27 protein-coding genes and 1 pseudogene are annotated in these 26,535 nt (G+C 53.9%); 19 read left to right on the forward strand and 9 right to left on the reverse strand.

Translation table 11 applies throughout. The features are described from left to right. Positions 1–147 precede the first annotated feature (147 nt). From K7H94_RS18855 to K7H94_RS18880, 6 genes are all read right to left on the reverse strand, one after another. Entirely contained in the window at positions 148–459 is a 312-nt protein-coding gene (locus K7H94_RS18855; protein ID WP_088517478.1) for a hypothetical protein, read from the reverse strand. Positions 460–652: 193 nt separating this feature from the next. After that, the gene (locus tag K7H94_RS18860) at positions 653–1,348 is read right to left on the reverse strand and encodes a DJ-1/PfpI family protein (RefSeq protein ID WP_222952247.1); all 696 of its coding nucleotides are present in this window, start codon (positions 1,346–1,348) and stop codon (positions 653–655) included. A gap of 92 nt (positions 1,349–1,440) precedes the next feature. After that, positions 1,441–2,091, reverse strand: a complete 651-nt coding sequence (locus tag K7H94_RS18865; RefSeq protein ID WP_058759240.1) for a LysE family translocator — start codon at positions 2,089–2,091, stop codon at positions 1,441–1,443. A 77-nt stretch (positions 2,092–2,168) separates the two neighbouring features. Continuing rightward, positions 2,169–3,035 carry an AraC family transcriptional regulator gene (locus tag K7H94_RS18870; RefSeq protein ID WP_141495776.1) on the reverse strand — a complete coding sequence of 289 codons (867 nt, stop codon included), beginning with the start codon at positions 3,033–3,035 and terminating at the stop codon, positions 2,169–2,171. Positions 3,036–3,352: 317 nt separating this feature from the next. Beyond that, positions 3,353–3,706 carry an NUDIX hydrolase gene (locus K7H94_RS18875; RefSeq protein WP_222952248.1) on the reverse strand — a complete coding sequence of 118 codons (354 nt, stop codon included), beginning with the start codon at positions 3,704–3,706 and terminating at the stop codon, positions 3,353–3,355. Next, a complete protein-coding gene (locus K7H94_RS18880; protein WP_222952249.1) occupies positions 3,700–4,293 on the reverse strand; it encodes an NUDIX domain-containing protein in 594 nt (197 codons plus the stop codon). Before K7H94_RS18880 ends, K7H94_RS18875 begins: the two co-directional genes overlap by 7 nt. A gap of 79 nt (positions 4,294–4,372) precedes the next feature. Here K7H94_RS18880 and K7H94_RS18885 point away from each other — a divergent pair, with 79 nt between their 5' ends. The 6 genes and pseudogenes from K7H94_RS18885 to K7H94_RS18910 all read left to right on the forward strand — a co-directional run bounded on the left by K7H94_RS18885 (position 4,373) and on the right by K7H94_RS18910 (position 8,902). Beyond that, the gene (locus tag K7H94_RS18885) at positions 4,373–5,122 is read left to right on the forward strand and encodes a DeoR/GlpR family DNA-binding transcription regulator (protein ID WP_222952250.1); all 750 of its coding nucleotides are present in this window, start codon (positions 4,373–4,375) and stop codon (positions 5,120–5,122) included. 157 nt (positions 5,123–5,279) lie between these two features. Continuing rightward, positions 5,280–6,400, forward strand: a protein-coding gene (locus K7H94_RS18890; RefSeq protein ID WP_222952151.1) for an IS3 family transposase whose coding sequence is annotated in 2 segments (ribosomal slippage) — positions 5,280–5,538 and positions 5,538–6,400 — 1,122 coding nt in all. Because the reading frame shifts where the segments join, the coding sequence is not laid out codon by codon here. A gap of 235 nt (positions 6,401–6,635) precedes the next feature. Continuing rightward, positions 6,636–7,103, forward strand: a complete 468-nt coding sequence (locus K7H94_RS18895; RefSeq protein ID WP_222952251.1) for a helix-turn-helix domain-containing protein — start codon at positions 6,636–6,638, stop codon at positions 7,101–7,103. A gap of 199 nt (positions 7,104–7,302) precedes the next feature. Next, the gene (locus K7H94_RS18900; protein ID WP_222952252.1) at positions 7,303–7,575 is read left to right on the forward strand and encodes a YrhB domain-containing protein; all 273 of its coding nucleotides are present in this window, start codon (positions 7,303–7,305) and stop codon (positions 7,573–7,575) included. A 63-nt stretch (positions 7,576–7,638) separates the two neighbouring features. Continuing rightward, positions 7,639–8,243: pseudogene (locus K7H94_RS18905) on the forward strand (tyrosine-type recombinase/integrase). Between the two features lie 125 nt (positions 8,244–8,368). Further along, a complete protein-coding gene (locus tag K7H94_RS18910; RefSeq protein ID WP_222952253.1) occupies positions 8,369–8,902 on the forward strand; it encodes a GNAT family N-acetyltransferase in 534 nt (177 codons plus the stop codon). 689 nt (positions 8,903–9,591) lie between these two features. On the opposite strand, the gene K7H94_RS18915 is transcribed toward K7H94_RS18910, so the two are convergent. Both K7H94_RS18915 and K7H94_RS18920 read right to left on the reverse strand, forming a co-directional pair. Next, positions 9,592–10,119: a rhodanese-like domain-containing protein gene (locus K7H94_RS18915; RefSeq protein ID WP_222952254.1), complete on the reverse strand. Its 528-nt coding sequence runs from the start codon at positions 10,117–10,119 to the stop codon at positions 9,592–9,594. After that, positions 10,116–10,427, reverse strand: coding sequence for an ArsR/SmtB family transcription factor (locus K7H94_RS18920; RefSeq protein WP_222952255.1), 312 nt, complete (start codon positions 10,425–10,427; stop codon positions 10,116–10,118). Before K7H94_RS18920 ends, K7H94_RS18915 begins: the two co-directional genes overlap by 4 nt. A 587-nt stretch (positions 10,428–11,014) precedes the next feature. Between K7H94_RS18920 and K7H94_RS18925 the strand changes: the two genes are divergently transcribed. The 5 genes from K7H94_RS18925 (at position 11,015) to K7H94_RS18945 (ending at position 17,385) form a co-directional block, all read left to right on the forward strand. Continuing rightward, complete coding sequence (locus K7H94_RS18925; RefSeq protein WP_058781967.1) at positions 11,015–12,001, forward strand: autoinducer 2 ABC transporter substrate-binding protein; 987 nt, start codon at positions 11,015–11,017, stop codon at positions 11,999–12,001. A gap of 257 nt (positions 12,002–12,258) precedes the next feature. Continuing rightward, positions 12,259–13,779, forward strand: coding sequence for a sugar ABC transporter ATP-binding protein (locus tag K7H94_RS18930; protein WP_088517486.1), 1,521 nt, complete (start codon positions 12,259–12,261; stop codon positions 13,777–13,779). Further along, positions 13,772–14,761, forward strand: a complete 990-nt coding sequence (locus K7H94_RS18935; protein WP_021508774.1) for an ABC transporter permease — start codon at positions 13,772–13,774, stop codon at positions 14,759–14,761. The genes K7H94_RS18930 and K7H94_RS18935 overlap by 8 nt, the downstream gene beginning before the upstream one ends. 1 nt (position 14,762) lies before the next feature. Then, a complete protein-coding gene (locus K7H94_RS18940; RefSeq protein WP_058758909.1) occupies positions 14,763–15,716 on the forward strand; it encodes an ABC transporter permease in 954 nt (317 codons plus the stop codon). Between the two features lie 28 nt (positions 15,717–15,744). Continuing rightward, complete coding sequence (locus K7H94_RS18945; protein ID WP_021508772.1) at positions 15,745–17,385, forward strand: FGGY-family carbohydrate kinase; 1,641 nt, start codon at positions 15,745–15,747, stop codon at positions 17,383–17,385. Positions 17,386–17,440: 55 nt separating this feature from the next. On the opposite strand, the gene K7H94_RS18950 is transcribed toward K7H94_RS18945, so the two are convergent. Further along, a complete protein-coding gene (locus K7H94_RS18950) occupies positions 17,441–17,848 on the reverse strand; it encodes a Rid family hydrolase (RefSeq protein ID WP_021508771.1) in 408 nt (135 codons plus the stop codon). Positions 17,849–18,098: 250 nt separating this feature from the next. On the opposite strand from K7H94_RS18950, the gene K7H94_RS18955 reads away from it, so the two are divergent. From K7H94_RS18955 to K7H94_RS18990, 8 genes are all read left to right on the forward strand, one after another. Then, positions 18,099–19,037 (forward strand): GlxA family transcriptional regulator, encoded by a 939-nt coding sequence (locus tag K7H94_RS18955; protein ID WP_222952256.1) that lies wholly within the window; start codon positions 18,099–18,101, stop codon positions 19,035–19,037. A gap of 151 nt (positions 19,038–19,188) precedes the next feature. Next, on the forward strand, positions 19,189–20,004 hold the full coding sequence (locus K7H94_RS18960; RefSeq protein ID WP_127835070.1) for an SDR family NAD(P)-dependent oxidoreductase: 816 nt from the start codon (positions 19,189–19,191) through the stop codon (positions 20,002–20,004). 56 nt (positions 20,005–20,060) lie between these two features. Beyond that, positions 20,061–20,822 carry an SDR family oxidoreductase gene (locus tag K7H94_RS18965; RefSeq protein WP_104093497.1) on the forward strand — a complete coding sequence of 254 codons (762 nt, stop codon included), beginning with the start codon at positions 20,061–20,063 and terminating at the stop codon, positions 20,820–20,822. Between the two features lie 44 nt (positions 20,823–20,866). Next, the gene (locus K7H94_RS18970) at positions 20,867–22,069 is read left to right on the forward strand and encodes an MFS transporter (RefSeq protein WP_021508767.1); all 1,203 of its coding nucleotides are present in this window, start codon (positions 20,867–20,869) and stop codon (positions 22,067–22,069) included. Positions 22,070–22,359: 290 nt separating this feature from the next. Next, positions 22,360–23,358, forward strand: coding sequence for a siderophore ABC transporter substrate-binding protein EitA (gene eitA, locus K7H94_RS18975; protein ID WP_058776190.1), 999 nt, complete (start codon positions 22,360–22,362; stop codon positions 23,356–23,358). Beyond that, positions 23,358–24,395: a FecCD family ABC transporter permease gene (locus K7H94_RS18980; RefSeq protein ID WP_058770448.1), complete on the forward strand. Its 1,038-nt coding sequence runs from the start codon at positions 23,358–23,360 to the stop codon at positions 24,393–24,395. The genes eitA and K7H94_RS18980 overlap by 1 nt, the downstream gene beginning before the upstream one ends. Next, a complete protein-coding gene (gene eitC / locus K7H94_RS18985) occupies positions 24,395–25,156 on the forward strand; it encodes a siderophore ABC transporter ATP-binding protein EitC (RefSeq protein ID WP_222952257.1) in 762 nt (253 codons plus the stop codon). Before K7H94_RS18980 ends, eitC begins: the two co-directional genes overlap by 1 nt. Before the next feature lie 11 nt (positions 25,157–25,167). Then, positions 25,168–26,418, forward strand: a complete 1,251-nt coding sequence (locus tag K7H94_RS18990; protein WP_222952258.1) for an MDR family MFS transporter — start codon at positions 25,168–25,170, stop codon at positions 26,416–26,418. The last annotated feature ends 117 nt before the right edge of the window (positions 26,419–26,535 follow it).

Below are 26,535 nucleotides of genomic sequence, written 5' to 3' on the forward strand. Positions count from 1 at the left end.
CCACTGCTCAGCCTCTGAACCCAAGGGTGCGCCTGCCGGCTCGTGACTACTGAAAGAAATGTCCGCTCGTCGCGCAAAGCGGACATTGACGCCTGGTATTAATTTAGAAACGCATCAGGATCACCGCTAAGTCGCCCTGAAAGGGGGTTAAAGCGGTAAAACGGTTTCCACGGTGTGCTGAAAAACGTACGGATCGGAAAGTAACTCAAATTGTTCGTCATCCGGATACGTCACTGCCACGTGATAGTTTTCTCCCGCGAAGGTCTTTACTGACTGCAGATCCTTCCAGTAAGTTGCCAGAAAGAAATGCTCCCAGTCACCCTGTGTTTCCCTGCGCACATAAGCGCCTATATTCCCGGCAATGCTTCGTGAATGTTCCACACCTGTCTTCTCAAGGTGTTTCGCAAAATCTTCAGCGTGTTTGAGCGGAACACAACCGTGCCAGGTCCTTACAATCATTCGTTTTTCCTCTTAATGTGGCAAGAATGTCACCCTATCATCGCAAGCCACGTAACGGTGTAATTTCTGAAGGGCACGTTCTTTAATGCAAAATAAATTTATGACGACCGAAGCCTATTCACTGTTACCTGTAGGTCCGTTTTTCGCTCATCGAGGCATCGGTCGGTGGGGAAGTCCGCTCCGTGCCGCCCCGTTATTTCTGCAGTCTGGCTGCGGCTTTCAGCGTCGCCTGCCGCCGCTTTTCAATAAATGGCGCAACCTGTTGCTGAGCTTTTTTCAGCTGTTCTTCAGATGCGGAGCGGGGCGAGCCACAGTCAAAGGGCGGGGCAGGGTCATATTCCATATGCAGCTGAATGTTTTGCGCGATATTCGGTCCGAACATCTCTGATACGACGCTGAGGGCAAAATCGATACCTGAAGTCACACCGGCGCCCGTTATGCGATTGCGGTCGCGTACAACGCGCTCATTTACTGGCTCTGCGCCCAATAGCGCCAGCTGATCCAGCGAAGCCCAGTGCGTCGTCGCTTTATATCCCTCAAGAAGCCCGGCCGCGCCCAGCACAAGCGATCCGGTGCATACTGACGTTACCAGCTTCGCCTGTTTACTTTTAGCCCGGATAAACGACAGGACTTCTTCATCCTCCATCAGGTTTATCTGCCCCGGCCCGCCGGGAATACATATGATATCCAGCGCGGGACACGCGTCGAACGTGGTGGTTGGCTGAATCGCCATCCCCCGGTCTGACACCACAAGGTCCAGATTTTTCCAGATGAGATGCACTTTCGTGTCTGGTGCCCGCGAAAAGACTTCAAACGGACCGGTCAGGTCAAGCTGCGTAAGCGCAGGGAACAGCAGCAGACCGATGGATGTAGATGCAGAATCACTCATAAATAATGCCTTCATCTAAAAGGTGATAGTGGCTTTGCCATCAGCAAAGGCAATGGTTTGTGCAATAAAAAATGGAACCCCGTTACTGTCTGTCAGACTATCGAAATTAAATTAACCACGATGACACTCAATGCCAGGCCAATCAACATCATTCCTGAGATACGTTCCAGCCAGGGTAATAAACGGGAAAAGTGCTGGAGTACCAGACGATTGCCAATGAAAGCGGCGACCAGTAAATCCCATAGCAGCACGACACTAAACATCCATATGCCATAGACGACTTTCACATTCACCATCGCATCGCCACCACCAATAAGCGTGGCCAGACTCACGTAAAACAGCGCATTCTTGGGATTGAGTATTCCGGAGAGAAAACCCATGCCCAGTTCACGGTAATGGTTCGAGGCACCAGCAGGCTGAGTTACTGATTCCGCTGTTTTGACGCTGCAGGCAGACAATGAGCTCATGCCAGCAAAGCGGATAAAAAGCAGACCGACATAGAGTAAATAAGCACAGCCCGCGAGCTGAATAACGATAAAACTGATGCTCTCAGGATGGAAAAGCGTGATACCGCTGAAGGCAGCCAGTATAAACACGCCGTTCGCTATGGCTATCCCCAGGCAGACATTGGCGGCGCGCCGCCAGCCGGCTCTGATTGAGGTGCGTGCCACGAGAAAAAAATCCGGGCCGGGCGACAGCAACGCCAGAAAATGCGCTGCTGCCACGATAAGAAATTGCTGCAACACGGTATTACCCTCTTAAAAATTTTTAACAGGGTGCAGCTCCCGGGCAGGATTGTATTGAACAAAATTGCACTTGCTCAGGTTCGATAGCAGCCTGGCGTTACGCCAGTGTGGGCCTTAAATACGCGCTGAAAATGACTCTGGTCAGCGAAACCCAGCCGGTAAGCGATATCGGTAATGTCACAGCCTGACTGAAGCCAGTGACGTGCTTTATTTATGCGCAAATTAAGCTGATAAGCATGCGGTGTCATGCCAGTCGCAGCGCGAAATGCTCTGATGAGCTGATAACGACTCAAGCCTGAAAGGCTTGCCAGCTCCGACAACGCCCACGGCTGCCTTTCAGCCTGCTGCAATACTTCAATCACGTTGTGTAATGCCCGACTGATGTCAGACGCCATGACAGGAAAGGCTTTCACCGGGCCGGTGCCATATTTACTGTCGCCAATAAACTCGATTAGCGCTGTATTTTTGTCTTCTGTACTGGCAGTCGAAAACAGGAGGTTATTCAGTTCACAGAAGCGATGATAGCGCTCCTGATTATTCGTCACCCGAACTTCACCTTGACTGATGAAGCTGCCTGAAACATCGTCCATTTCAGCAAGTAAAGCATTTAACCACGCGGCATCTATATGTAACATCTGATAGCTCCAGTGCTTATGGGGCAATGGATTACAGGAGTGAACCGCGCCGGCGGGAATAAAAACCATCATTCCAGGTTGTAAAGAACAGGGACCACCGGATGCGCCTGTGAACAGGCTGCCGCCTGCGTCAACTGCGCCAATTGAAAAGGTCGGGTGACTGTGTGGTCTGTAACATGCGCGGCTGTGACACGCGCGACGACTTTCGACAAAAACCAGCGACGGATCGCGCCAGAACTCTGTACGAGTGGCTGCGCTGTCATTATCGCAATCGCAGCCGGAAGAGGGTGTGCGCGGAATGAGCATGCCTGTTTCCATCCTGGTACCAATTATCGTTGTCATGCCTGTGAGGCGTTAAGCCAGACACGATAGCATTAATTCAGATGCCTGACTCAGGCTGGCACGATGTTGTCAGTCTGCTGCGGGTAGGGCCGCCTGATGTTATGAATCACTGCATCAGACGATGCAGAGAAAAAGCGATCAGCAAGACTGGCATATTTCCCGGGCATCAATGAGTTTGTTTTATTCGCGAAAAATACTCTTGTTTGAATGACGGCGACAAGCCAAATGTCCATAAGCCTGAATGGCCGCGCTGGCATCGTCGCCATCCAGTGAGTGAATAATCACCCGAGCGGAATCTCATCTATGTGAGTATAAATGTTTAACCCGCGTTCTCTGCCAATCCGTATATCGTTATCGGCGCCGTGCGACGCGCCCGGCATACGTAAGATCGCGTCGCAATGTTGAATTAGCCGATGTGCAACCGGATAAAGATAAGCCTCACTGATTTCATCACCGATTGCCTGTGAACCTGCGGCGGCGGCAAGAGGTAATGCCAGCCATTCTCCAATGACCGGCGTATGCCCTTTGTGATAAACCTGCAGAGCGGCTTCATCTAATTTTTGTATATTGGCGTGAATTAAAACCGGGTCTCCTTCGGTGCCGCTGCGCACAGGGCCGGCAATCAGGATCAGCATGGTATTGGCTCCTCAAAATGAACATTCATGGCAACGTATTGCAGTAACATGATGGTTTTCGCATCCATAATCTCCCCGCTGCGAATTGCGCTCAGCGCCTGAGTCAAAGGCCATTCCAGTACTTCAATATCCTCGCCCTCGTCGGCAAGGCCACCGCCTTTGCTCTGGCGATCGTCGTCAGCATATTCGGCGATGAAGAAATAAAGTTTCTCGGTAACCGAACCCGGACTCATAAAGGCTTCCATGACTTTTTCAATATGCTGCACCCGGTAACCGGTTTCTTCTTCTGCCTCCGCGACAATGCGGGTTTCCGGCGAAGCGTTATCGAGCAGCCCGGCAGCCGCTTCAATCAAAAAACCGTGGTGACCATTAATAAAAACCGGCAAACGAAACTGGCGGGTTAACACCACGCTGCGCTTTTGGCGGTTAAAGAGAAGCACGACGGCACCATTACCGCGATCATACGCTTCACGCTGCTGCTCCTGCCACGAGCCGTCACGGCGCTGCAATTCGAAGGTGTATTTTTTCAGGGTGTACCAGTTGTCGGACAACAGCTGCTCACGGATATTGCGTATTTTCTGCTGCATAGCTTGCCTCCTAAAGATGACAAAACAGACGCTATCATGCACAATCGTGCAAATTCAAGAAAAAACGTGAGCGGTAATTATGCTATCGAGCCAGCGTAAACAACAGATTCTGAAGATTCTGGCGGCTGAAAATCAGGTGATGTCAGGTGAACTCAGTCAGCGTTTTGGCATATCCGAGGACTCAATACGCCGCGATTTGCGGGAGCTGGCCGCTGAAGGACTGTTACAGCGCGTGCACGGCGGCGCGCTGCCGGTGTCAGCCGCGCTGGCATCTTTCGAAAAACGCAAAAACGTGCAAATGAGTTCCAAGCAGTGTGTGGCGCAAAAGGCGGTGAAGCTGATTCAACCCGGTCAGGTGGTGATTATTGACGGCGGAACCACCACCGCAGAACTGGTGCAGTTGCTGCCAGCAGACCTGGCTTTCACGGCGATCACCCACAGCCCCGGTATTGCGGTTGCGCTGGTGGATTTTCCGCGGGTAGAAGTGATAACCCTGGGCGGGCTGCTCTATCGCCACTCGGTGGTCGCGGTGGGATCGGCTGTCCATGAGGCGGCTGCGCGTATTAATGCCGATCTGTTTTTCATGGGCGTTACCGGCGTGCATAAAACCGCCGGTCTCACGACCGGCAACTATGAAGAGGCCGGCATAAAACGCGCGCTGGCGGGGAGAGCCGCCGAGACCGTTGTCATGGTGTCAAAAGAGAAACTCAATTCCGCCTCCGCCTTCGCGATTGGGGATCTGGATCTGGCCAGTACGCTGATTGTCGATGGCGAACCTGATAAAGAGCTGCGCCAGATTTTACAGCAGAAGCATGTCTCGCTGTTGTAGTGTACAACGCTGCCTTTTTGGAGTAACTGTGAAACAGATCGGTTGGTGATTGTGCATGACCTGCATGGCAAAGCTGTGAATGTCCGTGACCTGCTCCCCGTTGATTAATACACCGCGATGTTAGTAATGTCTTCATAAGCCACATGAGGACATCCCCATGAAGAAGCGTTTTTCCGACGAACAGATCATCAGTATTCTCCGCGAGGCTGAAGCCGGCGTTTCTGCCCGGGAACTCTGCCGTAAGCACGCCATTTCCGACGCCACGTTTTATACCTGGCGTAAGAAGTATGGCGGCATGGAGGTGCCTGAGGTTAAGCGCCTGAAGTCACTTGAGGAAGAGAACGCCAGACTCAAGAAGCTGCTCGCCGAGGCCATGCTGGATAAGGAGGCGCTTCAGGTGGCTCTTGGGCGAAAGTACTGACGACAGACCAGAAGCGCGAAGTCGTGGTGTTGATGTGTGATGCGACCGGTTTGTCGCAACGTCGTGCCTGCAGACTCACAGGTTTGTCCCTGTCGACCTGCCGCTATGACGCTCAGCGTCCGGCGGCTGATGCCCATTTATCAGGGCGCATTACTGAACTGGCACTGGAGCGCAGGCGCTTTGGCTACCGCCGCATATGGCAGTTACTGCGCCGTGAAGGGCTTCTGGTTAATCACAAGCGCGTGTACCGCCTTTATCATCTGAACGAGCTGGGCGTTAAACGCAGACGTCGTCGTAAAGGGCTTGCAACAGAACGTCTACCGCTGCTCCGCCCGGCGGCGCCCAACATGACCTGGTCGATGGATTTCGTCATGGATGCGCTGGCTACTGGTCGCAGGATCAAGTGCTTTACCTGCGTCGATGACTTCACAAAGGAATGCCTGACGGTCACTGTTGCCTTCGGGATTTCAGGCGTGCAGGTCACGCGTATTCTGGACAGCATTGCGCTGTTTCGCGGCTATCCGGCTACGATAAGAACCGATCAGGGCCCGGAGTTTACCTGCCGCGCGCTCGATCAGTGGGCCTTTGAGCATGGAGTGGAGCTGCGACTTATCCAGCCCGGCAAGCCGACACAGAACGGATTTATTGAGAGTTTTAACGGACGCTTTCGCGATGAATGCCTGAATGAAAACTGGTTCAGCGACGTCAGTCATGCCAGGAAAACCATCAGCGAATGGCGTCAGGATTATAACGAATGTCGTCCGCACTCCACGCTGAATTATCAGACGCCGTCTGAATTTGCAGCGAGCTGGAGAAAGGGTAATTCTGAGAGTGAAGGATCCGACATTACTAACTGAGTTTTGTATTTAATCCGGGGGGCAGGTCAGTTGACGTCCGCTTTGTGCCAAAAGCGGAAGTAGCATATGAACTTGTATGTTAAAACCGACCGTATATGCTCCTGAAGTTTGGGATTCAAGACTCTCAAACCGGCATGTCAGACCGTTGTCAGGTTACTGTCGGGTTATGATCGTGGGCGTGCAGGATTGTCTGAGCAACACTGTGCGCTGACCACTTTCCATTTGGAGACATAATATGAGTAATACAAACAAATTTAGATCGCGGCGTCTTGCGCGGGCATGGTCCCAGGAACAGCTTGCCGAACTGTCCGGACTGAGTGTGCGCACGGTGCAGCGTATTGAGAATGGCGATCAACCCAGCCTGGAAACACTGAGCGCCCTTGCAGCTGTATTTGAGGTGAGCGTTGCGGATCTTTCCGGCTCTGACGCGCATGGCGATAACGTGCTCGACCAGAGAATTGCCGAAGCGAAGAGCAACCTCGCAGAGGAAGGCCGTTTTTACCGGTCGGTTATTACCGCTGTCGTTGTTTGTGCGCTACTGCTTGTTCTTAACCACTTTACGGCCCCGGCCAGCGTATGGTCATTGTGGGTATCGGGGATCTGGTTTGCACTGCTGGCTATTCGTGGTATGAGAACGTTTGTTTTTCGCGGGCTGATTAGCCGCTGGCAACAGAAGCGGTTGCGGCAGATGCTGCGGCGATAACCGCGATTCGCAACAGGGACTTTATGTCTGATATTTATTTGTCATCATTAAATGTCCACTCTTCGCTCATAGCGGACCATGCTCCGCGTCTGTCCGCTTTGTGCCAGGAGCGGACGTTGTTGATATCGTGCTATGTTAGATTGTCGGGAGCTGGTCAAATCAGCTAGTTCATATGACGTTATCGTTTGAGAATGGAATAATGATTACTTATCAAAATGCGATGGACAAGGCTTTGGATTACCTTAATGGCTTTGACATTCCAGTCGTCATTACACTTCATGGACGATTCTCAGAAGGCTGGTTCTATTGTTATCAATCGAAGGAGTATCTGGAAACAGGTGAGTTTTCTGCTCAGTTGGTTGGAAATGCACCGTTTATAATTGATAAAGATAATGGAGAAATTCACTCTTTTGGTACTGCTTATCCGTTAGATAAATACTTACTGGATTACGAACAACAAAAAAACGAATAACGTCCGTTTATCGCTCATATGGGACAACCATAATCACATCTCCTAACCCTAAGGAGATTGAGCATGACAACATCCCCCTGGAACAAGGGCCGTATTATTGGCCAGAAACGGCCTCTTCAAATCTCTCATATCTGGGGGGCCGTATCAGACTTGAGCTGGAAGGAAAAGTACGCAATTTAGCTCTGTTTAACATGGCTCTGGACAGTAATAAACTTCGGGGCTGTGATCTGTTTAAGCTAAAAGTTTCTGATGTGGCCTACGGGCACTCTGTTTCGGGCAGAGCGACAGTGCTGCAGCAAAAAACGGGAAGCCCCGTTCAGTTTGAACTGACTAAGAGAACCAGAGAGGCTGTGGCAGCGTGGATCAAAATGGCTCATCTACGTAGTAGCGACTATCTGTTCCAGTCCCGCGTCGGTTCTTCACGACATATCTCAACCAGGCAATATAACCGTATTTTTAATGGATGGATTGATAAGCTGGGTCTCGACGGAACTCTGTACAGTACGCATTCTATGCAAAGAACCAAGCCATATCTGATCTATAAGAAATTGAAGAATCTTCGAATGATGCAGCTACTGTCAGGTCACAAAAACCTCGAAAGTACAGTCCGTTATCTCGGTATTGAAGTGGATAATGCTCTGGAGATAGCTGAGTCTATTGAAGTTTAATTTGGGAAGGCTGCAACAGCAGCCCTGTGCCAAAGTGGACGTTACGAATGTTGGTAAGGTTGTTGAAATTCGGTTCATGAAATCTTTAAATCTAACGGAACTTAAAGAAAATATGGAGAATGCCAATGCATTATGTTCCCTCTGCCGGACTTAATTATCGCTGTCTCAGCCACACTGACTGGCCATTTTATCTGGCATTAAATCAGGACCGCCATGTTATGCATTTCATTAGCGATTCACGAACGGAAGAGGAGATCAGAACCCACTCCTTTGAGAAGCGCTTGCAACCGTGGAAAAAAGGCAGTGAACACTGGCTGTGTCTCGTTATCAGTCAAAAGAATACACATTTACCCATTGGAGTAACTGGCTTTATTGAGCGTAGTGAGGGCATTGCGGAAGTAGGGTTCATACTTGCTGCGGAATTTCATGGCAAAGGTTTTGGCAGCGAGTCTCTAAAAGATATTGCTCGTTTTGCATTCAACACACATGGATATCACAAGCTAACGGCGACAGTTACCTCGGGTAATGAGGCCTCACGCAGGACATTGCTTAAGGTAGGATTTCAACATGAGGGCACATTAAGGCAAAACTATTTTCTTCAGGATCGCTGGCAGGATGACTGGGTTTTTGGATTGTTAAAAGACGAATTCAGTCATTAAGCATGCTTTACCTGGGATATACATCAATTATCAACGTCAGCTACTCGCTCAAAGCGGAACCTTACAGCGCGTAAGTCCGCCTGATACCCAGAGCAGAAGTAGCGCATGAACTGTTATGGTAGATTTGAACGTCCGGCAGGGTCACTGGAGGATAAGCTGAATGCTTCTGGATAAGCTCAAATTACTCGAATGCAGCCTTCACGGTAATAGGCGCAACGATGGGGAGTGGCTTGAGCAGCTTCTCCACCCTGAATTTAGGGAAATTACCCGGTCAGGCGTAATGGTTGACCGTTCAGTAACGATCTCGTCACTATTAAACGAGAAAAAGTCATCGCCTATTATAAGCAGCGATTTCTGGCTCACTGAAATGGGGAGTGGCTGCGCCATTCTTCACTACCGGACGTCTTGTGCTGACGGAAGCCATCCTGCGTTGCGCTCCTCATGCTGGTTGTATTCGGAAGAAGGCCAGTGGACTCTGTTTTTTCATCAGGCCACGCCTGCAGCATGTAGCCTGGGCTTGTGATCGAGCCCTATATTCGCTGGCAGGCCCACTAAACACTGCCAGTTGTCTGTTATTTGAGAGTAGTCATCAGTAAATGTCCGCTTTTCGCTCATAGCGGACCTTCATTGCCCATCATCCAACAGGTACCTACAATGAGCTCAGCCTCTGTGGAACAGTCTAATAATAATTATTTATTGGCTTTGTTCCACGGCATTTTTAACAGAACATTTGCCATTCCACATATACCGCTGATGCCTGCAAAAAGTAATCCTGCACCTGTAAAGCCGGAGAGTAAAAACAGGCGGCTGTCTATGCTGTATCCCAGAACAACGCCTGTAATAATCAGTATGCCTGCAGCAATCTGGACTTGCCTCATGATAGGCAATGGTTGCTTTTTGTCTTCAATAACAGGTAGACGAGCGCTCTTCCATGCATTAATTCCACCGACCAGGATCAAAACAGGCACAGGACCTGCTGCGGCAATGAGTGCATTAGAATTTTGAGCCGTACGACCTCCTGACAGACAGTGAAAGATGACAGGTCGCTCCTCAGGATTTTCTATCTTTTTACCTGCCTGAATATCGATAAGAGGAAATGAACGTGCGCCAGGAATGTGTTCACGCAGGTATTCTGAGGTATCGCGAATATCAAGGAGCAAAGCGCCTTGATCAATCAGCTTTTTAGCTTTTTCAGGTGCTACAGATTCCAGACTCATTTGAATTCCTCAGGACAATAGATGTCTTTAAGCACGTAAATAACTTTCTCTACAGCATCATCTTTGATGAAGTACTTCATTCTTTGAGCCACTCTTTCAGACTCAATCAAACCATCCTCTTTCATTTTTGCTAAATGCTGAGAGGTTGCTGAGGGTGTCAAATTGGTCAACTCACTTAGATCACCTGATGAGGTGCCAGGCTTATCAATCAGCACACAGAGGATCAATAGCCGACTGGTGTTACTCATCGACTTAAGCAGAGTTGTTGCGCGCAAGACGCTTTCCTGTAACTGCAAAGTATTATTCATTTCTTTATTTTAGTAAATTCTAAATTTAGGATAAACTAAAACAAAGCGCCTTCTTATGCAATCAAAAAATTTCAGAAAGCCAGAGTCTGCTTTTCACTCAAAGCGGAAAGGGACTTGGGCTAAGTCCGCTTCATGCCCAAAGCTGATCTCGCAACGTAAGGACACCCGGCACCAAAAGCGGAACTCACCTCCATCGCGCACAGTTGCCAGCAGATGCTGTGAAAAGCGTCATCGCCTGCTCAAGTGATTCTGCTCACAATCTGTGCAAATAAAATTCAGGGCCGGGTTTGTACTGCGGTAAAAACAACGGCGCGTTTTGTCTATGTATCAGAATTGTAAAATAATTGATCTAAATTTGTTTCTAAAAATCCATCCAGGAGCTTCAGCAACCACTCTGAGAGTAAATAAAGATGTTAAATTAACTATAATTTAACACATTTAATCATTTAATTTAACATTTGTGGGCTTTGCTCACATTTCCATCACATCTACGCGAAAACCTATGTACGGGTAAGTTAATCTCTGAGCGTGAATTAAATAGCAACCGCCTGTTCCCTATATCAGAACCTCATCAGAAAGGTACCAAAATGAAATTTAACCTCGCATTAGTCAGTGCATGTGTGGTTTCAGCGTGCATGTTATTCACAACACCCTCATTCGCTGCCAAACCTTACGATATCGCCGTGGTGGCCAAAGTTACCGGTATTCCGTGGTTCACCCGCATGGAAGTCGGCGTAAAAGAAGCCGCGCAGAAGCTGGATGTCAACGCTTATCAGGTTGGCGCCTCGACGCCCGATCCGGCGCAGCAGGTCAAGGTGATTGAAGATCTGATTGCCAAAAAAGTTGACGCCATCATTGTGGTGCCAAACGATGCCAAAGTACTGGAGCCGGTACTGAAAAAAGCGCGCGACCAGGGCATCGTGGTATTAACCCATGAATCGCCGGACCAGCAAATTGGTCAGTGGGATGTTGAAACCATCGACAGCCAGAAATATGCGGAAGCCAATATGGACGAGCTGGCAAAAGATATGGGTGGCAAAGGCGGTTATGCCATTTATGTCGGCTCTTTGACCGTGCCATTACATAATGCGTGGGCCAATGCGGCGATCAAATATCAGAAAGAAAAATACCCGGAGATGCATGAAGTCACGTCACGCCTGCCAGTGGCTGAAAATATTGATAAGTCATATTCCACCACGCTGGATTTGATGAAAACCTATCCTGATCTGAAAGGGATTATCGGTTTCGGCTCGCTCGGTCCGATCGGTGCCGGTCAGGCGGTTCAGCAGAAGCGGGCGAAAAACAAGATCGCGGTTGTCGGTATCGCTATGCCGGCTCAGGCTGCGCCATATCTGATGCGCGGTGACATCAAAAAAGTCCTGCTGTGGGATCCAAAAGATGCCGGTTACGCCCTGGTTTCGGTTGCCGATCAGCTGCTTCAGGGTAAAGAAGTCACTAAAGACCTGAGCATTGAAGGTCTGGGCAAAGCCGACGTCGATATGGATAAGAAAGTGATTCGCTTTAATAAAATTCTCGAAGTAACGCCAGAGAATGCGAAATCACTTGGCTTCTGATCAGAATGTTTAACACCTTAATTTAACGGAGATAGATTATCTCCAGCGCCACACCAGGCAAATAGAAACAGATACGGCGTTGTATGTTGTGCTGTATCTGAACTTCTACTCAGAGATTGAAAACATATACCCTGAATAATTCGCGTCAGGCGCGGCGAAAGTCAGTGAAATTCGATGAGATATAAATAAATGATTCGGATAAGCGAGCATCGCCAACACCCGGCTGGAAATAGGATGGGCAGGCTTAAGGATCTATGATGAATACGCTCAGCACGTCCCCCGCCAATGCTGAGGCCTTTATCAGCCTCGAAAAAATCAGTAAAAAGTTCCCCGGCGTATTAGCACTGGATAATGTCAGCCTGACGCTGAATAAAGGTGAGGTGCATTGTCTGGCCGGGCAGAATGGCTGCGGCAAAAGCACCATAATTAAAGTCATTTCCGGGGTTTATCAACCGGAAAAAGGCGCGGCCATCACGCTGGACGGAAAACTCTTTCATACCCTGACGCCACAGCTGTCTTCTTATTACGGCATTCAGGTTATTTATCAGGATTTGTCGTTATTTCCCAATCTGTCAGTCGCCGAAAATATCGTTATTCACCGCTATTTACCGGGCGGTGATTTCTGGGTACATCGCGAGTCAATGCGCAAAAAAGCGCTGGCGGCGATGCAACGGGTCGGCGTTGCTCTGGATCCGGATCGTAAAGTTGAAAAGCTGTCGATCGCTGACCGCCAGTTAGTGGCAATATGCCGTGCCATCGCTGCTGACGCCAGTCTGGTGATTATGGATGAACCGACGGCGTCACTGACCCGCAGCGAGGTGAATGGTTTGCTGCGGGTGGTGAATGAACTCAAAGCCGCCGGTATCTGCGTGGTGTTTGTCAGTCACCGTCTCGATGAAGTGATGGAAGTGGCCGATCGTATCAGCGTGATGCGCGATGGCAAACTGGTCGGCACCTATCCGGCCAGTGAACTCGACAGCCATGAACTGGCGTTCCTGATGACCGGGCAGCGCTTCACTTACAGCCATCTGCCGCACCGGGCGCCCGCCGATGTGACGCCACTGCTGGAAATCAGCCAGCTGAGCCGCAAAGGGCAGTATCACAATATTTCGCTGTCGCTGCGCCAGGGAGAAATCACGTCGATTATCGGTCTGCTCGGTTCGGGCCGCACGGAACTCTGTCTGAGCCTGTTTGGCATGAGCCAGCCGGACAGCGGAGAGATCCGCATTAACGGCAAGGTGGTGAAATTCCACTCTAACCGCGACGCCATTCGTCACGGCATCGCCTATGTGTCGGAAGACCGGCTGACGCAGGGACTCATCATGGATCAATCCATTTATGACAACACGCTGGTATCGATTTTCGACAAGCTGCATACCGGCGCCGGATTGATGGATCACCGCAAAGCCGCGGCGGTGGTTAAAGACCTGATCCGTGACCTGAATATTAAAGTCCCGGACAGCAGTTTACCGGTTAAAACGCTCTCCGGCGGCAATGCCCAACGTATCGCCATCGCCAAATGGGTGGCGACGCGGCCCCATATCCTGATCCTCGATTCACCAACGGTAGGGGTGGATATTGCCAATAAAGAAGGCATTTACCGCATTGCCCGCGATCTGGCGGAATCCGGCATGGCGGTGCTGATGATTTGCGATGAAATCCCGGAAGCGTATTACAACAGCCATCGCGTGCTGGTGATGCGCAAAGGCGAACTGGTAGCGGAGTTCGCGCCGCACCAGAGCAGCGAAGCGCAGATTGCGGAGGTGATTAATGGGTAACAAATCGCTATCGAAACTGTTTACCCAGCACGAATTCTGGCTGGGATTACTGGTGCTGCTGCTGGTGGTGGGTCTGAGCGCCAGCAGCAGTGAATTTATGACGCTGGGTAACCTGACTGACGTCGCCACCAGCTATGCCATTCTGGGCATTCTGGCCTGTGGTCTGTTTGTGGTGCTGATTGCCGGCGGCATCGACATCTCCTTTCCCGCCGTCACCTCCATCGGTCAGTACGTGATGGCGAGCTACATCATTCATCACGGCGGCAGCTTTCCGCTGGCGTTTGCCATGTCGATGGGAATCGGTTTGCTGCTCGGCCTGGTCAACGGTTTTCTGGTGTACTGGCTGCGCGTGCCGGCCATCATTATCACCATCGCGACGCTCAACCTGTTTTACGGTTTGCTGGTGTATCTGACTAACGGTACCTGGTTGTACGGTTTCCCCGACTGGTTTATGAACGGGATCAGCTGGTTCTCCTTCACCGCCGCCGACGGTTACGACTATGGGCTGACACTGCCGCTGCTTTGCCTGCTGGGGGTGATCATCGTTACCGGCGTCCTGATGAATCGCACCCGCGTGGGCCGCCAGATTTACGCCATGGGCAGCAACCGTGACGCCGCATCGCGTCTCGGTCTGAACATCCTGCGACTGCATTTTTACGTTTACGGTTTTATGGGATTGCTGGCGGGTATTGCTGCCGTGGTACAGGCGCAAATTACCCAGTCGGTGGCACCTAATTCCCTGCTCGGTTATGAACTGACGGTGCTGGCGGCGGTGGTATTAGGCGGCACCAGCATGACCGGCGGGCGCGGCTCGCTAACCGGCACCATTCTGGGCGTGATGCTGCTGGCCTTCCTGCAAAATGGCATGACCCTGCTTAGCATTTCATCTTACTGGCATCAGGTGTTCAGCGGCGCGATCATTCTGGTCAGCATTAGCAGCACCGCGTGGAACGAAAAACGCAAACTGGCGAAGGGGATGTGACATGACAACGTTAAACCGATTCTTCCCCGGCGACCGCATCATCCGTTTGCAGTTGCTGATCATCGTGGCCGTTGCCGTGCTGTTCTCCTTTACGCTGGGTGGCAGCTTTTACAGCGTCGGCAATTTCCAGTCGATCTCCTCGCAGTTACCGATTCTGGGCATGCTGGCGCTGGGGATGGGCATTACCATGCTGACCGGCGGGATCAACCTTTCGATCATTGCCGGTGCCAACGCGTGTTCGCTGGTGATGGCGGCGATTCTGGTGGCGCATCCGAACCAGCCGGAATATGTCGCGCTGGCGCTGCTTGCGGGTCTGGGTGTGGCGCTGGTGATTGGGGTGCTCAATGGCGCGCTGATTGCCTTTATCGGGGTTTCACCAATTCTGGCGACGCTCGGCACCATGACGCTGATCGCCGGGCTGAATATTCTGCTGACCAACGGCGCGGTCATTTCCGGCTTCCCGCCGGTGATTCAGTACCTCAGCAACGGCAGCCTGCTGGGTATTCCGGTCGCCCTGGTGTTATTCCTGCTGGTGGCGCTGCTGCTGTGGGTGTTTCTGGAACACACTACGCTCGGCCGCAGCCTGTATCTGATGGGTTCCAGCGAGCAGGCGACGCGGTTCAGTGGGGTCAACACGCATAAAGTCACCATCGCGGTGTACGTGCTTTCAGCTCTGCTGGGGTGGGGCGCGGCACTGCTGATGATGTCCAAATTTAACTCGGCACAGGCTGGCTACGGCGACTCCTATTTGCTGGTGACCATTCTGGCCTCGGTGCTTGGCGGCATTAACCCTGACGGCGGTTTTGGCCGGGTGATCGGGCTGGTGCTGGCGCTCATCGTACTGCAAATGCTGGAAAGCGGCCTGAACCTGATGGGCGTCAGTAGTTACCTGACCATGGCGCTGTGGGGTTGTGTCCTGATCCTGTTTATCGCTCTGCAAAACAGAAAATCATAAGCGAAAGCTTTTCAAGAAAGGAAAGAACATGGCGAGTTATTTTATTGGCGTCGACGTAGGAACCGGCAGCGCCCGCGCGGGCGTCTTCGACATGACTGGCCGTATGCTCGGCCAGGCCAGCCGGGAGATCACGCTCTACCGCCCGAAAGCTGATTTTGTTGAGCAATCCTCTGATGAGATCTGGCAGTCCGTGTGTAACGCGATTAAAGACGTGGTCAGTCAGGCGGATATCAACCCGATTCAGGTGAAAGGCATCGGTTTTGACGCCACCTGTTCGCTGGTGGTGCTGGATAAAGAAGGCAAACCGCTGACCGTCAGCCCGACCGGGCGCAGCGAGCAGAACATTATTGTCTGGATGGATCATCGCGCGATCACGCAGGCAGAACGCATCAATGCCACCGGCCATCGCGTGCTGGAGTTTGTTGGCGGGATTATCTCGCCGGAAATGCAGACCCCCAAACTGCTGTGGCTGAAACAGCACATGCCGACCACCTGGAGCAACGTCGGGCATCTGTTCGACCTGCCGGATTTCCTCACCTGGCGCGCCACCCAGGATACTACGCGCTCTTTGTGTTCTACCGTCTGCAAATGGACCTATATCGGCCATGAAGACCGCTGGGATCCGAGCTATTTCCGCCAGATTGGCCTGGAGGATTTACTGGAAAATAACGCGGCAAAGATCGGCAGTGAAGTGAAAACCATGGGTGAGCCGCTGGGGCATGGCCTGACGCAGCGCGCCGCCGCAGAGATGGGGTTAATGGCGGGCACGGCGGTCAGCGTTTCGATTATTGATGCGCACGCCGGCAGCCTCGGTATTCTCGGTGCCAGCGGCGCATCCGGCGAATCAGCGGATTTTGACAACCGCATCGCGCTGATTGGCGGCACATCCACGGCCCATATGGCGATGTCGCGCAGCGCGCGCTATATCGGTGGCATTTGGGGGCCGTATTATTCGGCGATTTTGCCGGATTACTGGCTGAACGAAGGCGGACAATCCACCACCGGCGCGCTGATTGACCATGTGATTCAGTCGCATCCGTGTTATCAGGATCTGCTTAAGCAGGGTAAAGACAGCGGCAAAACCATCTATGAAGTGCTGAACGGCATTCTGCGCAAAATGGCGGGTGAACCCGAGAATATTGCCTTCCTGACCAAAGACATTCATATGCTGCCATATTTCCATGGCAACCGCTCACCGCGTGCCAATCCGACCCTGACCGGCACGCTGACTGGCCTGAAACTGTCACGCACGCCGGAAGACATGGCGCTGCATTATCTCGCCACCATTCAGGCGCTGGCGCTTGGCACTCGCCACATTATTGAGACCATGAACCAGAGTGGTTACTGCATTGATACCATTATGGCCAGCGGGGGCGGCACCAAAAATCCAATCTTTGTGCAGGAGCACTCCAACGCGACGGGCTGCGCAATGCTGTTACCGGAAGAGAGTGAAGCCATGTTGCTCGGCAGCGCGATGATGGGCACTGTGGCGGCGGGTGCGTACGACTCTTTACCCGAAGCGATGGCCGCCATGAGCCGCATCGGTAAGACCATCACGCCGCAGACCAACAAAATCAAAGAGTATTACGACCGTAAATACCGTGTATTCCATGAGATGTACCACGACAGCATGAAATACCGGCAGCTGATGCAGGGAAAAGCCGAATAAATGCGGAAGAAGCAGGGCTGTAATCACAGCCCTGTGACGTAAGCGGCGGTTGCGGTTATTTTTGCCCATCCGCCTGAAGCACCCTTTTCGCCACAATCCGCATTTCCACCAGGGCATTTTCCGGAATGAACTCTGACACGCCGATGGCGGACCATGCCGGGTAGGGGGCTTTGATATACACATCTTTGACCTTAGAAAATACCCCGATGTGTTTTTTAAGATCGATATGAAAGGTAGTCATCTCCAGTATATGTTCATAGTCCAGTCCGGCAGCGTTTAAATACACACCCAGCTTATAAAACGCATCATGGAATTGCTCTTCAGGGTGGGTACTTATCGGTTTGTCTTTCCGCGCTGCCGTCACCCCGGAAAGATACAGGGTGCCATCGGCTTCGATAACGGGAGAGAAGTGCCAGTCATGGTAATAGTGCTGAAATTCTTCAGGAACGATCGATTTTTTCATGGTTTTTTCTCTGATTGATGACCTGGGCAATGGCCGCCTGTTTAAAACCGCATGTCTGGCGAACTGCCCGATCGGGTACTCTTAACATAAAACGGCGCAGAAGATCCGCAGCAGGTCGGTGTCATTGCCTTTTTTATTTTTCCACAGGTGATACCGCTGAGCGAAATCGGGTATTGTCATGGCTCACCCTGCTTAACATCAGGCCGGACACAGTGTGGCAGACGGTGCCGGACGACTGAAGGAGACGACGATGCACCGGGTAGGTTTACTGATTTCCGATCATTTCCAGGTTCTGGGATTATCAACTCTAAGTATTTTTGAGTTTGCCAATCAGGTAAACGGCGAACCGTTTTACCACTGCACGGTGTATTCAGAGCGCGGTGGCACGGTGCAGTCCTCTTCCGGCTTCGGCGTGGACAGCCAGCCGATCCATGCAGAGATGGAAATGGATACCTGGCTGGTCGCAGGCGTAATGACGCCGCTGGAGCTGCCGGCCACAGCGGGCATCGTTGATTTTCTGCAGGTGCACGCACCCCGGGGCCGCCGGGTGGCCGGGATCTGTACCGGCGCATTCGTGCTGGGGCAGGCCGGTCTGTTATCGGAGCGCCGTGCCACTACGCACTGGGTACATGCCCAGAGTCTGCAACTGCTGCACCCGACGACGCGGATAGAAGAAGACCGCATCTTTATTATTGACGATCACATCTGGACCTCGGCGGGACTCACCGCAGGGCTGGATATGGCGCTGGGAATGGTGGAGAAAGATCTCGGTGCCGAAGTGGCGCGCAGCGTGGCACACCTGCTGGTCATGCATCACCGCCGCTCCGGCGGACAGACGCAGCACTCTGAGATGCTGATGCTCTCTCCGCGCAGCGACCGGCTGCAGTCGGCGCTGGAATATGCGCGCAACAATCTCAGCAAAGCGCTGACCATCGAAGACCTTGCGGATGCGGTTCACCTCAGCGCGCGGCAGCTCAGCCGCCTGTTCCGCTCTGAGACGGGCAAGTCGCCGGCCAAAGCCATTGAGGGATTACGACTGGAAAACGCCCGCTTGCTGATCGAGCAGAGCAGGCTGCCGATGGAGGTGATAGCCCGTGAATCCGGCTTCCGCGATCGCCGCCATATGCGGGAAGTGTTCATTCGCGGTTACGGCATCCCGCCGCAGTCGCTGCGTACCGGTAAAGCCTGACGCGCCCTGTCCCGCCTGAACGCTTTCTGATCACGATGGCCGGAATCCCGGTCATCATGTTGTCCGAAATCACGACCTTTCTCGTCAGCCGCGCCGGCGCGCGACTGCGTACTATGAATTCACCAACCCGATAACTGACAAGGTGAATATCATGACGCAGCAGACACACACCAACCGCGGCACTGCCGTTGTCACCGGCGCCTCTACCGGTATGGGCGCACTGTACGCCGGCCGACTGGCACGCATGGGCTATGACCTGATCATCGTGGCCCGCAATCACAACCGCCTGAACCAGCTGGCTGAACACATCACCACCGACAGCGGCCGCAGCGTGGAAGTCATCACCGCGGACCTGGCAGATGCCGCACAGCTGAACGCGCTGGAAGAGAAGCTGCGTCAGGACGCGAGCATTACGCTGCTGGTGAATAACGCCGGCATCGGCACCCATACCCCATTGCTGGACAGCGACGTGGCGCAGATGAACGCCATGATTAACCTCAACGTCATCGCGCTGACCCGCCTGACCTATGCGCTGGTGCCGGGCATGGTGGCACGCGGACGCGGCGCCATCATCAACATCGCCTCGATCGTCAGCATTGCGCCTGAGCTGCTGAACGGTGTCTACGGCGGCAGCAAGGCTTACGTGCTGGCGTTCAGTCAGTCGCTGCACCATGAACTGGCCGGTAAGGGGATTCAGGTGCAGGCCGTACTGCCTGGCGCTACCGCGACGCCGTTCTGGGATAACGGCGGTCTGCCGGTTGACCAGCTTGACCCGAACATCGTCATGAGCGCGCAGGAGATGGTTGATGCGGCGCTCACTGGCTTCGCCCGCGGCGAACTCATTACCATTCCGTCCCTGCAGGACGAAGCGCTCTGGACCCGCTATGAGCAGGCGCGTCAGGCCATGATGCCGCACCTCGGCAGCGACGCGCCGGCTGAACGCTATCGGCCCGTCTCTGTGCACTGAACGCCCCCTTATTCAGAATCGCAATCTCAATAACTGTCCCATTAAGGAATCAGATCATGAAACTGACCGATAACACCATCTTCATCACGGGCGGCACTTCTGGCATCGGCCGCGCAATGGCAGAAAAATTTCATCAGCTGGGCAACCAGGTGATTATCTCCGGACGCCGCGAGGCGCTGCTGCAGGAAGTCACCGCCGCCAGTCCGGGCATGGGCTATGTGGTGCTGGACGTCACGCGCGCCGACAGCATTCAGGCCGCGGCACAGAGCGTGCTGGAGCGCTATCCGGCCCTGAACGTGGTCATCAATAATGCTGGCATCATGCCGTTTGACAACGCGGCGGGCGAACTGGATGACGCGCAGGCGGTGACGCTGCTCAACACCAACATTCTGGGCCCGGTGCGCGTCAGTGCAGCTTTCATCGAACACCTGAAGCAGCAGCCGGACGCGGTGCTGATTAACAACAGCTCGGTGCTGGCCTTCCTGCCGCTGGCGACCAACGCGCTTTACTCGGCCACCAAGGCCGCAATTCACTCCTATACCCTGTCGCAGCGCTTCCTGCTGCGTGATACCGGCGTGCAGGTCATTGAAATTTCACCGCCGTGGGTGGATACCGATCTGATTTACAAAAGCGGCGACCCGCGCGCCATGCCACTGGACGCCTTCATCAGCGAGACGTTTGAAAAGCTGGGTACCGACACCATCGAAGCGATTGTCGACCGCGTGCTGCCGGTGCGCGATAACCCGGGCGCGAACGAGCATACGCTGGTGAATCAGTTCAACCAGTCTGTAGCGGATAACCCGATTCCTGTTCAGTAAACATTTCAGGGCAGCGCCCCTGAAGTTTATGCCGGAGAGAAATAATGAACGCTGTCATCACCTCTTCCCAGCGCCGCGCGCTGCGTGCGCTGAGCATTGCCTACTTCGTACAGGCTACCGGCGCGCTGTCTGTCGCTGGCAGTCTGCCGGCCATCTCAGCAGCCTGGCAGCTGACTGATGCGCAGAGCGCGCGCTTACTGAGTGTTTTCGGACTCACCTTCGCGCTGGCGGCTCCGCTGGTGCAGGTGCTGTTTGGTCACCTGCACCGTCGCCGGCTGGTGCTCACCGGCATTGCACTGTTTAGCCTGGGCGCCTTTGCGTTTGTGCTGTCGCCGGGCTACAACGCACTGCTCGCCTCACGCATCCTGATGGGGGCCGGCGCCGGGTTCATCGGTCCGGTACTGGTTGCGCTGGGTTCAGAGCTGGTGCATGAACAGCAGCGCGGCCGGGCCATCGGCATGGTACTGCTCGGAGTATCGATGGCAAGCCTTGCCGGTATTCCGCTCGCCGCCTGGGTAGCCAGCCTGTGGGGCGCGAAAGCCCTGTTTGTGCTGGTCGGATTGCTAAGTCTGCTGAGCGGGCTGAACATTTTGCTGACGGTGCCGGATGACAGTGCCGGGACGCGCATCCGCCTGCGTGAGATGGCCGGCGTGCTGGCCGATGGCAAATACCTGACGGCTTTCCTGGTAGTGTTTTTTATTACTTCCGGCGTTTACAGCTTTTACGCTTTTATCGCGCCGCTCATTCGCGACACCTACACTGGCGGCACGCATGCTGTCTCCGCAGCGCTGGCCGTGCTGGGCGTTGCCGGCGTGCTGGGCAATCTCTGGGTCACCCGCGTGGCGACACGCTTTACCGCTGAGAAGCTGCTGCTGAGCGGCATGACGCTGCTCATCGTCGATACGGCGCTTATCGCCGTGCTGCCGAAAGCGCTGGGCGTGCTGCTGGCGGCACTGGTGGTCTGGGCGTTTGCCACCGATCTGCTCTGGCCCAGCCAGCAGCGCCGGATCGTCGAGCTGGCATCAGTCCGCCATCGCGGCATTGCGCTGGCGCTGACCAGTGCCTTCATGTTTGGTGGTATCGGCTTTGGCTCTGCGGTCGCATCATGGATATATCCACTCGCCGGCTTTTACGGGCTGATCGGCATGTCGGTGGCCTTTATTCTGCTGGCGATGCTCAGTCTGCAGCTGTCAGAAAAGCGCAGGCAACCGGTAAACATCGCTGAGTGCGGTCAGCGTCAGGCCTGAATCGGTGGATGCCTCTAACCCGGTGCCGCGAAGCGAATGCTGGCCTGGCACGCTCTGCGCATTAAATACGTTACGCCAGCGGGGGAAGGGGACCGGCTGGCTGCGGACAGGCTTTTACAGAACGTCCGGTATGCGATCCCGGCAGGTCCATGACGATGATAACTCAGGGAAACAATCTCCCGTTGACACCTTAAAGTGCCCATTGTATAAAAGCCCGCTTCGTTAATGAGTTTCATTTGCATTAAAGCGGCGCGGGCTTCTCAAAACAATATCAATGGGGATAGGGGTAAATGAAAAAGGTCATCTGCACGTTATGTTTGGTGTTTGCATCGGTTAGCTCTGCGCTGGCCACCACCTATCCTCTCACGATTGAAAACTGCGGCTATAAAGAGACCTTCACCAGGCCGCCTGAGCGCGTGGTGGCGCTGGGGCAAAATACCGCAGAAATTTTGCTGCTGCTCGGCCTGCAGGATAAGGTCATCGCCAGTGCGTTCTGGCCGACTAAAGTGTTGCCACAGCTGGCCGAACAGAATGCAAAAATCAAAACGCTAACGGTAGAAATCCCCACCCTCGAATCCGTGCTGGCGCAAAATCCGGACTTCGTTCCTGCCCAGACGCCGCTGCTGCTGGGACCCGAGAGCAAGGTGGCAAAACGCGAAGATTTGATCACACTTGGCGTGAACAGTTATGTGTCGCCAGGAATGTGCGCTACCAAAAAAGCCGCAGGTGATATGTATGGCAGTCGCCAGCAGCTGTGGGATATGACGTACCTGTATCAGGAGATTCAGGACTTCGCCAAAATTTTCAACGTGGAAGATCGCGGCCAGGCGGTGATTGCCGATTTCAAAAAGCGTGAAGCGGCACTGCGTCAGGAGTTTGGTAGCAGCAAAAAGAATCTCTCGTTCGTGTTTTGGTTCTCAAGCTCGTCACCGTCTGCGGATGCCTATGTGGGCGGTAAAAACAGTCCATCCGGATTCATCGCCAGCGTGCTGGGCGGGCACAACGCCATCACGTCAGAGACCGAATGGCCGACGGTCAGCTGGGAGAGCATCATTGCTGCCAATCCGGATGTGATCGTGGTCTCCAGTCTCGATCGCAATCGCTGGGCGCTGGATAAAGCCGAAGAGAAAATCAAATTCCTGAAAAGCGATCCTGCCGTCAGCCAGCTGGATGCGGTGAAAAAAGGCCACATTGTGGTGATGGATGGCCAGGCCATGAACCCGACCATCCGCACTATTTACGGAGCCGAACAGGTGGGTGAGCAGCTGAGAAAACTGGAACTGAACTGATGACCATCGCTGTTGTTCAGGCGCGACAGGGGCTGTTCCTGACCGCCTCGCTGGTGGCTGCCGTGGCGTTATTATTGCTGGTGATTGCGACCGGTGTCAGCGTCGGAGAACTGTCGATCCCGCTAAAAAGCGTCTTTTATGCCATCAGCAATAAAATGGGGCTCACGCACGTTCCCCTGAGCCGCATCTACGAAAGTGTGATCTGGGACTTTCGCCTCAGCCGGGCGCTGGTGGCGGCGTGCTGTGGCGCTGGATTGGCGATTTGCGGTGCCGTTTTGCAAAGCCTGCTGAAGAATGCGCTGGCTGAGCCTTATGTGCTCGGTGTCTCTGCCGGTGCCTCCACTGGGGCGGTTTCTGTCGTGGTGTTGGGCATCGGCAGCGGGGCCGTCTCGCTGTCGGCGGGAGCCTTCGCCGGCGCCTTCACCGCCTTTGCCTTTGTCGCTTTTCTGACGAAAGGGGCACGCGGCGGTAATGAACGCACCATCCTGGCTGGCGTTGCGGCTTCCCAGCTGTTTAATGCCATCACCGCTTATACCATCAGCACCTCTGCCAGTGCGCAGCAGGCGCGCGATGTAATGTTCTGGTTGCTGGGCAGCTTCAGTGGCGTGCGCTGGCCGGAACTCCAGCTGGTGCTGGTGGTAGTGACCCTCGGACTGGCCATTTGCCTCTACTATTCCCGGGCGCTGGATGCGTTCACTTTTGGTGACGATGCGGCTGCCTCGCTGGGTATTGCGGTGCCTCAGGTGCGCCTTGCGCTCTTTATCACCACCGCGCTTATCACCGCCACCATCGTCAGCATGGCCGGTTCGATTGGTTTTATTGGCCTGGTGGTGCCGCATGTCATGCGTTTCTTCTTTGGTCCGCTGCATCGCACGTTGCTGATTGCCAGCGCACTGGCCGGTGCCATTCTGATGGTGCTGGCAGATATCGCGTCGCGCCTGCTGATTGCCCCGCAAAGCCTGCCGGTGGGCGTGGTGACCGCGCTGGTTGGCGTACCGTTCTTTGCGGTGATTATCTGGCGTTCGGGGAATAAATAATGAGTATCTCCGCTGACAACATTAGCTGGAAGGTCGGAAAAAAGGTCATCGTCGATAACGTATCGCTGCACATTTCCCGTGGTGAAACGGTAGGGCTGATTGGTCCAAACGGCTGCGGCAAATCTTCCCTCCTGCGCATCCTCGCCGGCCTGCGGCGCCCGGATGCCGGCTTTGTGACGCTGGACGGGCAAAATATCGCCCGCATTGCCCGCAAACAGATTGGTCGTCGGGTAGCATTCGTCGAGCAGCACGGCATGACTGACGCCAATATGCGTGTGCGCGATGTGGTGAAACTGGGGCGCATTCCGCATCATTCGCCGTTTTCTAACTGGAGCGCGCACGATGACGAAACCGTGACGGCCGCTCTGCAGCGCGTGGACATGCTGGAGAAAAGTGAGCAGGGATGGCTGAGTCTCTCCGGTGGCGAACGTCAGCGTGTGCATATTGCCCGCGCACTGGCGCAAACGCCGAGCGAAATTCTGCTGGACGAACCGACCAACCATCTGGATATCCATCACCAGATGCAATTAATGCAGCTGGTCAGCGAGTTACCGGTTACCAGCATTGTCGCCATTCACGATCTCAACCACGCATCGATGTTCTGCGATTCGCTGATCGTGATGCAGAACGGTCAAATCATCGCAACCGGCACGCCGCAGGATATCCTGACCGAGGCGCTGCTTTGGGAGGTGTTCCGGGTGAAAACCAAAATTGAGATCTCCCGTTTCCATGGCAAGAAGCACATTCATTTCATTCTTTAGGGTCAGGTAGCATGCTTTCGTTCTCGCTGCGTCCTGTCTCTACCCTGCGCCCGGGTGTTTTGCTGGGCAGTCAGTTTGTTTTCAACATTGGCTTTTACGCGGTCGTTCCCTTTCTGGCGATATTCTTACGCGATGATATGTTGCTCTCCGGCGGCGTTATTGGGCTGATTCTGGGATTACGCACGTTCTCCCAGCAGGGGATGTTTCTTCTCGGTGGGGCGCTCTCTGACCGGTACGGCGCAAAGATCATTATCCTGTGTGGCTGTCTGGTCCGGATTGCGGGTTATCTGTTGCTGGCGCTGGGGCAATCGCTGTGGCCGATCATTCTGGGTGCATGTCTGACGGGCATCGGCGGTGCGCTGTTTTCTCCGTCAATTGAAGCGCTGCTGGCCAAAGCGGGAACGCTAAGCGAGGCGCAAGGCAAGCGCGGCCGCGCGGAGTGGTTTGCGCTGTTTGCGGTGTGCGGCGAACTCGGTGCCGTACTGGGCCCGGTGGCTGGCGCACTGCTGACCGGATTTGGTTTCCGCCAGGTGGCGCTGGCAGGGGCCGCGGTCTTTGTCATCGCGCTGATTGTCATGTACTTTTTTCTCCCTGCTACAGGTAACAGCAAACAGGCGCTAAAAATTGTCCCCTGGTGGATGACCTTCCGCCAGCCGCGTTTTGTCGCTTTCATCGTGGCTTACAGCTCGTGGCTTTTGAGCTACAACCAGCTGTATCTGGCGTTGCCAGTGGAGATTCGGCGAGCAGGCGGCAGCGAGAAAGATCTTGGCCCACTTTTTATGCTGGCCTCGGTGTTGATCATCGCTTTTCAGCTGCCGCTGGCGCGCTTTGCACGACGCGTGGGAACGGTAAAAGTTTTACCGGTGGGTTTTTTGCTGCTCTCCGCCGCGTTTGCCAGCGTGGCCCTGTTCGCGTCAACAACCCCGCCTGACGGCTGGCTGCGATTGATCCCTGCGGTGTGTCTGGTGACGTTTTTGACATTCGGCCAGATGCTGCTGGTGCCGTCGGCCAAGGATTTGATTCCCCGTTTTGCCGACCCCGCGACGCTGGGTGCACATTACGGCGCCCTGGCCACCGCCGGCGGCTTCGCGGTGCTGGCCGGCAATTTAATGTTTGGACCGCTGCTGGACAACGCGCTTGTCCCTTCAACGCAGGCTATTTATTCCTGGCTGCTGCTGGCGCTGTTTCCCCTGTGCAGCGCCGTTGCCATGACCGTGATTTGTCGCCCGCTGCGCAGCGCGCCGATCGGGAAACCTGAATAACCGTTGCTGCCATTCGGGTTAAACCGCCGCGGTGCTGTAGCATGACGTGCACAACGCGGGCAGGGAATGTTGCGCAGGCTCTCATCGACAAATGACCAGCCCGATCATGTGTAAACT

This window comes from Pantoea dispersa (genome assembly GCF_019890955.1).
GTDB lineage: Bacteria > Pseudomonadota > Gammaproteobacteria > Enterobacterales > Enterobacteriaceae > Pantoea > Pantoea dispersa.

Excerpts from the sequence above, each read along its gene's own strand:
- K7H94_RS18855 (WP_088517478.1), bottom strand. The coding sequence starts at position 459 with ATGATTGTAAGGACCTGGCACGGTTGTGTTCCGCTCAAACACGCTGAA.
- K7H94_RS18860 (WP_222952247.1), bottom strand. The coding sequence starts at position 1,348 with ATGAGTGATTCTGCATCTACATCCATCGGTCTGCTGCTGTTCCCTGCG.
- K7H94_RS18870 (WP_141495776.1), bottom strand. The coding sequence starts at position 3,035 with ATGCTCATTCCGCGCACACCCTCTTCCGGCTGCGATTGCGATAATGAC.
- K7H94_RS18875 (WP_222952248.1), bottom strand. The coding sequence starts at position 3,706 with ATGCTGATCCTGATTGCCGGCCCTGTGCGCAGCGGCACCGAAGGAGAC.
- K7H94_RS18880 (WP_222952249.1), bottom strand. The coding sequence starts at position 4,293 with ATGCAGCAGAAAATACGCAATATCCGTGAGCAGCTGTTGTCCGACAAC.
- K7H94_RS18885 (WP_222952250.1), top strand. The coding sequence starts at position 4,373 with ATGCTATCGAGCCAGCGTAAACAACAGATTCTGAAGATTCTGGCGGCT.
- K7H94_RS18895 (WP_222952251.1), top strand. The coding sequence starts at position 6,636 with ATGAGTAATACAAACAAATTTAGATCGCGGCGTCTTGCGCGGGCATGG.
- K7H94_RS18900 (WP_222952252.1), top strand. The coding sequence starts at position 7,303 with ATGATTACTTATCAAAATGCGATGGACAAGGCTTTGGATTACCTTAAT.
- K7H94_RS18910 (WP_222952253.1), top strand. The coding sequence starts at position 8,369 with ATGCATTATGTTCCCTCTGCCGGACTTAATTATCGCTGTCTCAGCCAC.
- K7H94_RS18915 (WP_222952254.1), bottom strand. The coding sequence starts at position 10,119 with ATGAGTCTGGAATCTGTAGCACCTGAAAAAGCTAAAAAGCTGATTGAT.
- K7H94_RS18920 (WP_222952255.1), bottom strand. The coding sequence starts at position 10,427 with ATGAATAATACTTTGCAGTTACAGGAAAGCGTCTTGCGCGCAACAACT.
- K7H94_RS18925 (WP_058781967.1), top strand. The coding sequence starts at position 11,015 with ATGAAATTTAACCTCGCATTAGTCAGTGCATGTGTGGTTTCAGCGTGC.
- K7H94_RS18930 (WP_088517486.1), top strand. The coding sequence starts at position 12,259 with ATGAATACGCTCAGCACGTCCCCCGCCAATGCTGAGGCCTTTATCAGC.
- K7H94_RS18935 (WP_021508774.1), top strand. The coding sequence starts at position 13,772 with ATGGGTAACAAATCGCTATCGAAACTGTTTACCCAGCACGAATTCTGG.
- K7H94_RS18940 (WP_058758909.1), top strand. The coding sequence starts at position 14,763 with ATGACAACGTTAAACCGATTCTTCCCCGGCGACCGCATCATCCGTTTG.
- K7H94_RS18945 (WP_021508772.1), top strand. The coding sequence starts at position 15,745 with ATGGCGAGTTATTTTATTGGCGTCGACGTAGGAACCGGCAGCGCCCGC.
- K7H94_RS18950 (WP_021508771.1), bottom strand. The coding sequence starts at position 17,848 with ATGAAAAAATCGATCGTTCCTGAAGAATTTCAGCACTATTACCATGAC.
- K7H94_RS18955 (WP_222952256.1), top strand. The coding sequence starts at position 18,099 with ATGCACCGGGTAGGTTTACTGATTTCCGATCATTTCCAGGTTCTGGGA.
- K7H94_RS18960 (WP_127835070.1), top strand. The coding sequence starts at position 19,189 with ATGACGCAGCAGACACACACCAACCGCGGCACTGCCGTTGTCACCGGC.
- K7H94_RS18965 (WP_104093497.1), top strand. The coding sequence starts at position 20,061 with ATGAAACTGACCGATAACACCATCTTCATCACGGGCGGCACTTCTGGC.
- K7H94_RS18970 (WP_021508767.1), top strand. The coding sequence starts at position 20,867 with ATGAACGCTGTCATCACCTCTTCCCAGCGCCGCGCGCTGCGTGCGCTG.
- eitA (WP_058776190.1), top strand. The coding sequence starts at position 22,360 with ATGAAAAAGGTCATCTGCACGTTATGTTTGGTGTTTGCATCGGTTAGC.
- K7H94_RS18980 (WP_058770448.1), top strand. The coding sequence starts at position 23,358 with ATGACCATCGCTGTTGTTCAGGCGCGACAGGGGCTGTTCCTGACCGCC.
- eitC (WP_222952257.1), top strand. The coding sequence starts at position 24,395 with ATGAGTATCTCCGCTGACAACATTAGCTGGAAGGTCGGAAAAAAGGTC.
- K7H94_RS18990 (WP_222952258.1), top strand. The coding sequence starts at position 25,168 with ATGCTTTCGTTCTCGCTGCGTCCTGTCTCTACCCTGCGCCCGGGTGTT.